This is a genomic window from Acetobacter sp. P1H12_c (genome assembly GCF_018811975.1).
GTDB classification, from domain to species: Bacteria; Pseudomonadota; Alphaproteobacteria; order Acetobacterales; family Acetobacteraceae; genus Acetobacter; species Acetobacter persici.
In genome coordinates this window covers 66,362-77,338 of record NZ_JACRVR010000011.1, presented here as the reverse complement: position 1 = coordinate 77,338, position 10,977 = coordinate 66,362, and the positions used below count along the sequence as shown (strand labels likewise).

At 53.8% G+C, this 10,977-nt stretch carries 11 protein-coding genes; 10 read left to right on the top strand and 1 reads right to left on the bottom strand.

Going from position 1 to position 10,977, the window contains the following annotated elements; translation table 11 throughout:
• Nucleotides 1-192, top strand: a 192-nt coding sequence (locus tag KP699_RS08270; RefSeq protein WP_215762254.1) for a transposase, incomplete at its 5' end; no start/stop codon positions are given.
• On the opposite strand, the gene KP699_RS08265 is transcribed toward KP699_RS08270, so the two are convergent.
• Nucleotides 180-1,889 (bottom strand): efflux RND transporter permease subunit, encoded by a 1,710-nt coding sequence (locus KP699_RS08265; RefSeq protein WP_252346880.1) that lies wholly within the window; start codon nt 1,887-1,889, stop codon nt 180-182. The genes KP699_RS08270 and KP699_RS08265 overlap by 13 nt on opposite strands.
• Before the next feature lie 340 nt (nt 1,890-2,229).
• Between KP699_RS08265 and KP699_RS08260 the strand changes: the two genes are divergently transcribed.
• From KP699_RS08260 to KP699_RS08220, 9 genes are all read left to right on the top strand, one after another.
• A complete protein-coding gene (locus KP699_RS08260) occupies nt 2,230-3,141 on the top strand; it encodes a LysR family transcriptional regulator (protein ID WP_215762253.1) in 912 nt (303 codons plus the stop codon).
• 109 nt (nt 3,142-3,250) lie between these two features.
• Nucleotides 3,251-4,033 carry a class I SAM-dependent methyltransferase gene (locus KP699_RS08255; protein WP_215762252.1) on the top strand — a complete coding sequence of 261 codons (783 nt, stop codon included), beginning with the start codon at nt 3,251-3,253 and terminating at the stop codon, nt 4,031-4,033.
• A gap of 18 nt (nt 4,034-4,051) precedes the next feature.
• Nucleotides 4,052-4,795, top strand: coding sequence for an SDR family oxidoreductase (locus KP699_RS08250; RefSeq protein WP_215762251.1), 744 nt, complete (start codon nt 4,052-4,054; stop codon nt 4,793-4,795).
• Nucleotides 4,796-5,186: 391 nt separating this feature from the next.
• The gene (locus KP699_RS08245; RefSeq protein ID WP_308164898.1) at nt 5,187-6,389 is read left to right on the top strand and encodes an MFS transporter; all 1,203 of its coding nucleotides are present in this window, start codon (nt 5,187-5,189) and stop codon (nt 6,387-6,389) included.
• Between the two features lie 72 nt (nt 6,390-6,461).
• Complete coding sequence (locus KP699_RS08240) at nt 6,462-6,857, top strand: cupin domain-containing protein (RefSeq protein ID WP_077929885.1); 396 nt, start codon at nt 6,462-6,464, stop codon at nt 6,855-6,857.
• 176 nt (nt 6,858-7,033) lie between these two features.
• Nucleotides 7,034-7,942, top strand: a complete 909-nt coding sequence (locus KP699_RS08235) for a formyl transferase (protein WP_215762250.1) — start codon at nt 7,034-7,036, stop codon at nt 7,940-7,942.
• Entirely contained in the window at nt 7,936-9,063 is a 1,128-nt protein-coding gene (locus tag KP699_RS08230) for a glycosyltransferase (protein WP_215762249.1), read from the top strand. Before KP699_RS08235 ends, KP699_RS08230 begins: the two co-directional genes overlap by 7 nt.
• Before the next feature lie 27 nt (nt 9,064-9,090).
• Complete coding sequence (locus KP699_RS08225; RefSeq protein ID WP_252346879.1) at nt 9,091-10,173, top strand: glycosyltransferase family 4 protein; 1,083 nt, start codon at nt 9,091-9,093, stop codon at nt 10,171-10,173.
• Between the two features lie 222 nt (nt 10,174-10,395).
• Complete coding sequence (locus KP699_RS08220; RefSeq protein ID WP_215762248.1) at nt 10,396-10,776, top strand: hypothetical protein; 381 nt, start codon at nt 10,396-10,398, stop codon at nt 10,774-10,776.
• Nucleotides 10,777-10,977: the final 201 nt, after the last annotated feature.

Genomic DNA, 10,977 nt, shown 5'->3' with positions numbered 1-10,977 from the left:
CTGGAAACCACGGATGCCGGAGATGTTTACAGACTACGAAAACAGACCGTTGAACCGATCTTTGGCATTATCAAAAGCATCATGGGCTTCAGAAGATTCAGTCTGCGCAGCCTTGCAAAAGTCACGACCGAATGGACACTCGTCGCTCTCGCATACAACTGCAAAAGAATGGCACGGCTTCACGTAGCATAAGCTGGCTCAGCCTCGGCGTTATCAGCCACAAAATACCCAACCCGACAGGCTGCTAGAGCCGGAACTTTCCATGAGCTATGAAGAAGGCCGGACAGTGTCTTTGCATAACCATTCCGAAAGCGCTCGAACCGGGAATCAAATTTTGCACCGAACCGTTCAAAAATCGTGGGGGGCTTTCCAGCCTCTTCACGGCGCTTTTTGGCCTGTTCTTCGGAACGCAGCAGAAGAGCCGCAAAAATCGGCACCAGTGTCCGGCTAATAACGTAGGAGGCCAGCATCGCATACACAACGGCCAGCGCCATAGGCGTGAACAGGAAGCGTGATGGTCCGGTCAGGAATTCCACAGATACAAACACGCAGGAAATCGCCAGCGTGGACACCAGTGTCGGCAGTGCAATGCCTGCGGCACCATCCAGAACGGCTTTGCGCAAGTCTGCGCCGTCATGATGCAAACGGTGGATATTCTCGATCGTGACTGTGGCATCATCGACCAGAATACCCACGGCCAGCGCTAGGCCGCCCAATGTCATGAGATTAAGGGTTTCTCCCGTAGCAGAGAGAATGGCGATGGAAGACAGGATCGCGAGCGGAATGGAGACCGCCACAATCAGCGTGGAACGCCAGCTTGCCAGAAAGGCAAGGATCATGGCGGCTGTCAGCAGACCGGCAATCACGGCTTCAGACGCCACGCCTTTGATGGCAGCTTTCACAAACAGGGACTGATCGAACAGTTCGTCAATCTTCATGCCCGGAGGCGCTGCGGCGCGTGAGATGGGCAGAACCGTGTCCCGCATGGCGTTCACAACCGCCAGTGTGGACGCATTCCCGGCTTTCATGATCCGCAGCAGGACCGAGCGCTGCCCTTCACGGCGCACCACGTTATGCTGCACCTCCCAGCCGTCACGAACCTGCGCGACATCACGGATGCGGATGATGGCACCGGTATTCGGGTCCTTGCGCAGTGGAATGTTGTTGAGCTGCTTTGAAAAATACGGAATGCCGTTCATCTGGATATTGTATTGAGACGGTCCGAATTTCACCGTGCCACCCGGAAGGGTCAGGTTCTGGGCGTTGATAGCGTTGGAGACATCAAGCGGGCTGATTTTCATGGCCTGCAACTTGGTCGGATCAATATCGACCATGATCTGCCTGATCTTGCCGCCATGCGGTGGGGGCAGAAGTGTGCCGGGAACAGGCGCCATCTGCTGCCGCAGACGATAGACACCATAATCGTACAGTTCGCTTTCCGTCAGCTTGTCAGAAGACAGGGAAAGCTGGAGAACCGCCACGCTGGAGGCGCTGTATTGCATGATAATGGGCGGCTGCACACCCGGTGGTAGCTGGGCACGGATGGACTGCGTGGCGGCAACGGTCTGCCCGAGAGCGACCCCGATATCCACCCCCGGCTGGAAATACAGCTTTTGAAGCACAAGACCGGGTGTGGTCTGGCTTTCGATCGTCCGCAGATTGTTGACGAAAAAGCTGTGAGAAAACTCTGTATAGGTACTAATGCGTTTTTCGGTTTCCGGTGCAGACAGACCATCATAGTACCACACGACGGTAATGACCGGAATGTCGATATTGGGAAAAATATCAGTGGGCGTTCTGAAAATAGCAGAAACACCAAGAAGAAGAACTAAGATCGCCCCTACAATAAATGTATAGGGTTTCCGGAGTGCGAGACCAACAATACCCATAAACTGGCGATTTCCTCTTTTCGCATCAGGATCGTATTAAGTTCTTTTGAAGTTTCTGAGTCGTATCGCCCAGCGTCTGAAAATGTCTGGAGGAAACAACAGACATGATCATAAAAGATCTCTGATCGATGCGACTAGATGCTATATTCTGAACATGCTGATGAGTTTTTTTCATCAATAAGGGGGCACATAAGGCGCACCATGAGGGCTTTATCGCCCCAAACGAAACCTGAAAATCATCCGGTTTTTTAAGCACGACAGAGTGAGGTGAACGGTATCTCGACGCAGGAAGGCGTTTTGCTTAAAATAATATAAGCTTAGTGATGAAAAGGGCTCATAGATGTCACGCGAGAACCTGAATGACCTGCTCGCGTTTCTGGCGGTTGCGCGCGAGCGCAGCTTTACACGGGCGGCCGCAAAGCTGGGGGTCTCACAATCTGCGCTGAGCCATACAATCCGGCTGCTGGAGGAACGCCTTGGCCTGCGTTTGCTGACACGCACCACACGTAGTGTCACGCCCACAAATGCTGGGGACCACCTCATTCGCAATATTGGTCCGCATTTTGACCAGATTGAAACCCAGATCGCGGCTCTGGGGCAGTTGCGGGGGCAGCCAAGCGGGATGATCCGCCTGACCGCCCCAGATGATGTGATTGCCTATATTCTTCGCCCAAGGATTGAGGCGTTCCTTAAAAAATATCCGGATGTGAAAATTGAGATCAGTGCGGACCTTAAACTCGTGGATATTGCCGCTGAGCGATTTGATGCCGGGATCAGGCTCGGGGAGCAGGTGACCAAGGAAATGACCTCGATACCGCTCACACCGGATATCCGCTTTGTTGTGGTTGGTACAAAATCGTATTTCAGGAAAAACCCCAAGCCAAAGGTACCGTCTGACCTGCTAAAACATCGGTGCATCACCATGCGCCTGCCTACTTATGGCGGTATTTATGCGTGGGAATTTGAGAAAAATGGCCGGGACCTAAAAGTTCGTGTCGATGGACCTCTGATCTTCAACAGTATTTTTCCGGTGAGGGATGCCTGTCTGGATGGGCTGGGGCTTGCACACATGCCGGAAATAGTAGCGGAAAAATTTATTGCCGATGGACGACTGGTCAAAGTGCTTGAAGACTGGTGCCCATACTGGACCGGATATCACCTTTGCTTTCCGCACCACCACCAGAATACAATGCCTTTTGCGCTGTTTGTAGAAGAAATGCGGCAAACCCCGCTGCATGCTCCTCATTCATGAGTAAAATGGAAGAGCGTATGCAGCCTGAAGGGGCTAATCATGGATGCGCTGAGACCCTACATAATGAGCCTGTGTGATTTTTGCGCAGAAGCTGAGTGAAAGAAACATCATGAAAGCGGTTTATCCTCTCGCCTGTGCGGTTTCCATGATTGTATCAGGAAACGCCCTCGCGGCCCCGACACTGGAACAGTCAGTTCATGCAATAACGCGGGATGCGCGCTTTGTCGCCCGTGACCAGATCCGGCACCCTCTGGAGGAATTACAGTTCTTTGGCCTGCGTCCGGACGCAAATGTTATCGAGATCTGGCCCGGCGGGGGCTACTGGACGCAGATCCTCGCCCCGTATCTGCATGAAAAAGGGGCTTACACTCTGGCCCTCGGACGGGAAGATCAGGCCGGTTCCGCGTTTAGCAAAATGATGGAGGCGCACCCTGAGCTTAAAAGCACCTTTAAGACCACACAGTTTGACGGAGAGCATCTCGATTTTGCGCCACCTGCCAGTGCTGATTTCGTTCTGACCTTCCGTAACCTTCATAACTGGATGGAAGCAGGGAATGCGCCGCAGATGCTTGCGGCCATTCACCGGGTTCTGAAAATTGGCGGAATCTTTGGTGTTGAAGATCACCGCGGACATACCAATGCTCCGCAGGACCCGCATGCGGAGGACGGATACATCCGTCAGCCTTATGCCATTGCCCTGATTGAAAAGGCAGGATTCCGGCTGGTTGGCTCCTCGGAAATCAATGCCAACCCGCGTGATACAGCTAACTGGCCCAAAGGGGTCTGGACCCTGCCGCCGACCTTCGCCCTCGGGGATAAAGATCGCGCCAAATATACTGCGATCGGTGAGGGAGATAATTTTGTGCTCAAATTCGAAAAAATTGATCGGTAAGCAAGAAGGAGACACACCATGAGTAACATTGCCAATAAGATCGTCGTTATCACAGGGGCAAGCAGCGGACTGGGGGCAGAAGCAGCCCGGCATCTTGCAGAACTGGGCGCGACAGTTGTGCTGGGTGCCCGCCGCGAAGAACGGATTAAAACCCTTGCAGACGCTATTACCGCCAAAGGCGGAAAAGCGCTGGCGGTTGAAACGGACGTGACAGACCGGGCGTCTGTTCAGGCACTTGTGGATACGGCAGTTAAGACTTATGGCCGGATTGACGTCCTGCTGAACAATGCGGGTGTCATGCCGCTTTCTCCGCTTGAAAAACTGCGGGTTGATGAATGGGACCTGATGATTGATGTGAACATCAAAGGGGTTCTGTATGGTATTGCCGCCGCTCTTCCTCATATGAAGGTCCAGAAAAGCGGCCAGATTATCAATGTCTCTTCTGTGGCCGGGCATCGTGTTCTTGAAAACAGTGCTGTTTATTCCGCCACAAAATTTGCTGTTCGGGCGCTCTCAGAAGGACTGCGGGCAGAAGTAAAGCCTTATAACCTGCGCACGACCGTAATTTCACCGGGCGCGGTTCAGTCTGAACTGCTCAACAGCATCCATGATGAAGCAACAGCGGAACAACTCCGGAGTGTTGTTCCCGGTTTTGCGATCGGGGCTGACTCTTTTGCCCGGTGCGTTGCGTTTGCAATCAGCCAGCCGGAAGATGTTGATATCAACGAAATTCTTTTCCGGCCCACACGTCAGACTGTCTGAGTTTTTCAGGCTCGATGTTCTTAAAAATAACGGGTTATGCCGTCTCGAACAGGCATAACCCGACTATTCCATTCTCCCAAAAAATCCCTTGCACAGCCTAAGCAACGCAAGAATGGCGCGCTCTGCCGGTTTCTCTGGTTCAGGGCCATTCACCTATCCCAAGCCTCTAAAAAGGTAATTCATGAGAATTGCTCATGACGATCCTCGTATTATTGGGTCTAGTCCTGTGTCCGCTTGTTTCTTATGGTTGAGAACGAAGCAGGTCATGCGGCACTGGAAACAGAAAACTTCGTGCAGCAAACGGTCAGTTACCGAAAAATTTTGTCTGCCGATGTGCCTGAAATGGCAAATGACCAGCTATGACTAGAAAATATTGTAATAACGAGGCGGAATGGACACAACTTCTTACACGGGTCCCGACACAACTTCGGGCATAAACACGCGGCCCGGATCATGGGGTGCGGTGCTGGCCATGTCTCTTGGAGCCTTTGCGCTCGTTGCCTCGGAATTCATGCCTGTCAGCCTTTTGACGCCAATTGCGGTCGATCTCCATATTACGGAAGGGCAGGCCGGACAGGCCATCTCGGTGTCCGGAGCTTTTGCCGTCCTGACCAGCCTTTTCATTTCCTCACTTGCCAAGAGCCTGAACCGTAAAACGCTGCTGCTCACCCTTATCGGCATGATGATTATATCAGGGACAGTTGTCGCGCTTGCGCCCAACTATATCATTTTCATGTTTGGGCGCGCGGTGATTGGTGTTGTTATCGGCGGCTTCTGGTCCATGTCCGCGGCCACGGCCATGCGGCTGGTAGAAGAGCATCATGTGCCACGGGCACTGGCTATTCTGAATGGTGGAAACGCTCTGGCGACGGTGATTGCCGCTCCGGCTGGCAGCTTTCTCGGCAGCCTGATTGGCTGGCGTGGTGCGTTTTTCTGCGTGGTTCCTGTGGCGGTTCTTGTTCTGGTCTGGCAGCTTATCAGCCTTCCATCCATGCCCAGTGAACGCACGCCGCACTCTGCAAGTGTTTTTGCCTTGCTGAGGCGGCCGAGTGTGACATTCGGCATGGCGGCCGTCAGCCTGTTTTTTATGGGGCAGTTTACATTATTCACATATGTCCGGCCGTTTCTTGAGACAGTCGCGCATGTGAATGTCTCCACGCTGTCCTTTATCCTGCTGTTAATGGGACTGTCCGGCTTTATCGGCACTGTGCTGATCGGGAGGCTGCTGAAAACCAGCGTCTATCCTGTTCTGATTTCCATCCCGATCGTGATGGCATTTCTGGCTACGGGCCTGATTGCTTTTGGACAATCGACTATTGTGTGCGCTGTTATACTGGCCGCATGGGGGCTGTTTTCAACCTCAGCACCCGTAGGGTGGTGGACCTGGCTGGCCAGAACGCTCCCGCGGGATGCGGAAGCGGGCGGAGGCCTCATGGTCGCGGTCGTCCAGCTTGCCATTACGCTTGGCGCAACCTGTGGCGGTATTCTGTTTGACAGCATAGGATATCAGGCCACGTTTACCGCGAGTGCCTGTGTGCTCGGCATCGCTGCACTTCTGGCTTTTGTGACACAGCGGTTAACCCGCCAGCCATGACACTTTTGGATATTCAGAGAGACTATCCAGACTAACACGACATTTCCGGACGATATAACAGGAGTATTTATCATGGATATTAAACGCGTTGGGTCACAACCCTCTGCTGTCGGCCCGTCTGACTGGTTTACCGGGACCGTGCGCATTGACCCTTTGTTCAATCCGCCGGAGCCTGCACAGGTCACCACGGCTCTTGTCACGTTTGAACCGGGTGCCCGGACAGCTTGGCATACACACCCACTTGGACAAACCCTTATTGTGACGGCTGGATGCGGATGGGTGCAACGTGAAGGCGGCCCTGTTCAGGAAATCCATCCCGGTGATACGGTCTGGTTTGCGCCGGGGGAAAAGCACTGGCATGGCGCGACAGCAACTACGGCCATGAGCCACATTGCCATTCAGGAAAAACTGAATGGATCTCCGGTTGACTGGCTGGAACAGGTGTCTGACGCACAGTATGGCGGGTGAAACAGTGCGGTCTGTCATGCTGAGCGGGCAAGACGTGCAAAAAAGGGAAGGGAGCATCCTGTGGTGCTCCTGCTTGCCGCGCAGGCGCTGGCCTTGATAAAAATTTAAGTGTTCATTATGTCTGCCAAAGAAGACAGGAAAGCTGTGTCAATTTGAGAATATAAAAGGTTTTTTAATTGGGTCTTCGTAAAGATATCTGGCACGTTGGCATTTCCGACGTGCCTCTGGATGCCATTATTGAAGACGGCTGCGTAAGAGCAGACCCTGTTGCGTGGCTTCCTGCCCTGAAACCTTTCCAGTTTATGGCTGATCCATTCGGATTTTGGAAAGATGATATTCTTTATGTCTTTGTTGAGACATTCGATTATCGTACCAGACACGGCATTATAGAAGTCTTTCTCTACGACACAGGCTTCAGATTACTGGAGCAGCGTGTTGCGCTTTCTGAGCCATGGCATCTGTCTTACCCCTTTGTTTTTGAAGCGGACGGCGCAATCTGGATGCTGCCGGAAGCCTATCACTCAGGAAAGCTGACCCTTTATCGTGCGCAGTCTTTCCCGGATGTATGGGAGCCTGCTTGCGTTATTGATCTCGGCCCAGATGTAGCGGTGGACGCAACGCCTTTTTACCATGATGGCTTATGGTGGCTTTTTTATACCCCGGCCAGCAAGCCGCCAAAACCTGTGGGGGAATTGCATCTGGCCTTTGCAGAGCAGTTGCACGGCCCGTGGACACGGCACCCCGGTAACCCTGTGCGCCTCCATTCCGCCAGCACCCGGCCCGGCGGAACACCGCGGGTTCTGAAAGGGCAGGTCATGCTGCCGGTGCAGGACTGCTCATGGACTTATGGCGGCGCTATAAGGCCCTTATGGTTTGAGAAACTTACGCCTGAGCATGTTGTGACGCACGCGGGCTCCCGGATCAAAATCCCGGAAGACTTTTCCCCCTATACGGAAGGTATGCATACGCTTTCCGCCGCAGGGGCGGTGACGGTGTTTGATGTGAAACGGACAGAGCTTTCCGCGCACGGACTGTCTATTGAACTCATGCGCGAAACCAGAAAAATTCTGCAAAAACTATGCTGACACAGCAAGACGCTTTTTCCATTGGCATTGTCATTCATGATTTTGTCTTTGGAGGGTCTGAACGGATTGCAATCCGCCTTGCGAACTACTGGGCGCAGCAGGGGCATCCTGTTGTGATATTTGCCGGCGCCAGTGAAGGCGAGATGCAGAATTTGCTGGACCCGGCCGTCCATCTGGTCATTGCGCCTCAGCCCCTTTGCAGGTCTGCGTCTTCCATGACGCAGCTTGCACGCAAGGCGGCGCAGTATTTTCAGAAAAACCCTGTAAAAGCCTGTTTTGTCCCCGGAAATTACCACTGGCCTGTTGCGTATCACCTCGGGAAACTGCCCGTTAAGGTACGTCCTGTTATTCTGACACAGATCAGTTCCCCGATTTATAAACCGGGCCGCGCCGCATGGGCACAGAAAATTTTTAACATGCGCATGCGTATTCTGCTGAAAAAATCTGACAGACTCATTGCGCTTGACTGCACGACAGCCCTGCAAGCCAATAAGTTATTCAGGCGGTCAGTAACGGATGTTATTCCTCTACCGGCACTCTGCGGCAGCCTGCCGGCTCCGCGCATGCCGGATGCAGCCAGCCTGAATATTCTGGCCGCAGGCAGGCTGACACATGCCAAAGGGTTTGATCTGTTGATAGACGCTTTTGCATCGGTTTCCAGACGATATCCTTCAGCGACACTGACGATCTGTGGGGCAGGGCCGGACCATCAGGCTTTGCAGGACCTCGCCCTTCGTAAAGGTGTGCAGGATAAAGTCAGGCTGACAGGTTATGTTACGGACATTCGCCCTTATCTGGATGAGGCGCGTCTGTTTGTTCTCTCTTCCCGGCGGGAAGGATACGGTGCTGTTATTCTGGAAGCTTTGGCCGCCGGGCGGCAGGTAATCACCACAGACTGCACGCCCGCAGCACGAGACTTTGTCGCGTGTTGCGAGGCTGTGCATGTTGTGCCGGTAGGAGACAGCTCTGCCCTCGCGCAAGCCATGATTGCTGTTTTGGGAAAGCCTGCACCGGATAGCCAGACGCTGGCGGACGCCGTCAAGCCTTTTGCCATTGATTGTGGCGGGCAGGCTTATCTTTTGCTGATGTCCAGCCTGCTTGGTAAGGCCAGAAAACACTAGCGCATGTTTAAAATGCGCTCCGGCGCTATGACCGGAGAGGGAGTTGAAATGCGCATTGGGTTTGTTATCCATACCATAGGCCTGATGGGCGGTACGGAACGTACCTGCTGTGCCGTGATAAACGGACTGGTGGAAAAAGCCGATATCACGCTGATAGAAGTCGTGTCTGAAGGGCCGCCTGCGTATTTTCTGGATGATCGTATCCAGCGTGACGTTTTATCATCGAAGCATGTCTCGCTTCTCTGGTCAGCCCCCAGCCTGATACTGCGCCTCTACCGGCTTATAAAATCCAGAAACCTTGAAACACTCGTTATTGTTGAATCAACACATGCGCTCTACGCGGTTGCTGCGGCCAGACTGGCGGGAATACGCTGTATTGTCTGGGAGCATTTTAACTACACGGTTGATCTGGGCAAAAAAAAGAGGCGATGGGGGCGGGCTATTGCCGCAAAATGGGCAAATGATGTTGTCACACTGACGCATCGGGATCAGGCGCTCTGGCAGCAAAAAGCGCGGCCCAGAGCGCAGGTGCATTGTATTCCCAATATGGCACCTCCCATGTCCGAAAAACCGTACGATGTCACAGTCCGTACCGTGCTGGCGTTGGGCCGGTTAAGTCCGCAAAAGGGGTTTGATCGCCTGCTTGAAGCATGGAGACTGGTCGAGCGTGACCCGCGCTCGGACGGCTGGCGTCTGACGATTGTTGGAGATGGGCCTCAAAAAGCCATGCTGACAGAACAGGCGGCCACACTGGCCCATGCTTCTGTCGGCCCCGCGCAGAAGGACGTTGCAACACTGTTTGGTCAGGCCGGACTCATGGCCTGTTCCTCCCGGTTTGAGGGGTTGCCCATGGTCATGCTGGAGGCCGCGGCGTTTGGCGTGCCGATTGTAGCATTTGACTGTGAAACCGGCCCTGCCGAAATTCTTGTTCCGGGCAAAACAGGGCTTCTGGTGCCGCAGGATGATGTCGCGGGGCTGGCGGAAGGGCTTTTAAGCCTGATGGCAGACCCGGAAACACGTCTCGCATTTTCGCAGAATGGAAAAGACCGCATGGCTCTTTTCAGCCGGGACCATGTCCTCTCTCTCTGGTGCAAAATGCTTGGCCTTTAAGGCCTGCGACTGCCCACTCCCTCGCTTTGCAAACACGTTCTGGTGAGGCGCTTCTAACCATGCAACAGAGTCTTCAGGCAGGCGTTGGCAGAACAGGCTCCTCCAGCATCCCTAATCTGTCTTCCCGTGAAGAGAGTTTATCTGGTTGAGCAGGGCGGTCCGATAAGGCAGGAGCAGATCAGGCGGACGTTCTGCGGACCATAAAAGGTCAAGGTGGGTTCCATGAAAATTACAGAACAGCTCACATCTGCCGTCACCAAAACGGGTGACTTCATGACACTGGCCAGTCAGGATGTCTCGGGCATGCTCTCCCTTCTGAATGACCTGCTCGGCCCGGTGCCCCGCCCGGATACCCCCAGCAAGCTGGAACAGCGGGCCAGTGCGGCAGGCATGATCGACGTTATTCGTCTCTGGCAGAGGCAGGATGATGCCCCGGCCGCCACGGAAGAAGAAATCCGCCAGTTCTTCACAGAAGAAGAACTGACCCGGTTTTCCAATGAAACCGGACTTTCCGCCACGGCAACGCTGAGCATGTTGCAAACACTCCTGCCACGGTGCGTCAGACGCCGTGCACTGCATGAGCCGTTTACGCGCTGTTCTTGACACGTCCCGGCTTTGCGGCTTTCTGAGAGGGCAGAGAGGCAGGTTTTTACAGGTCTGCGCACCATGAAACCTGTCCTCTGCCAGACGTAATCAGATAGTCTTGGGCGCAGTCTTTTTGGCAGGCTGTTAAAGAGGCAGGGTCTCTGCTTGCAGTATGCCTTGTTGCTTGGCCTCGAGACGATCTGGTGACAGAAATGCTGT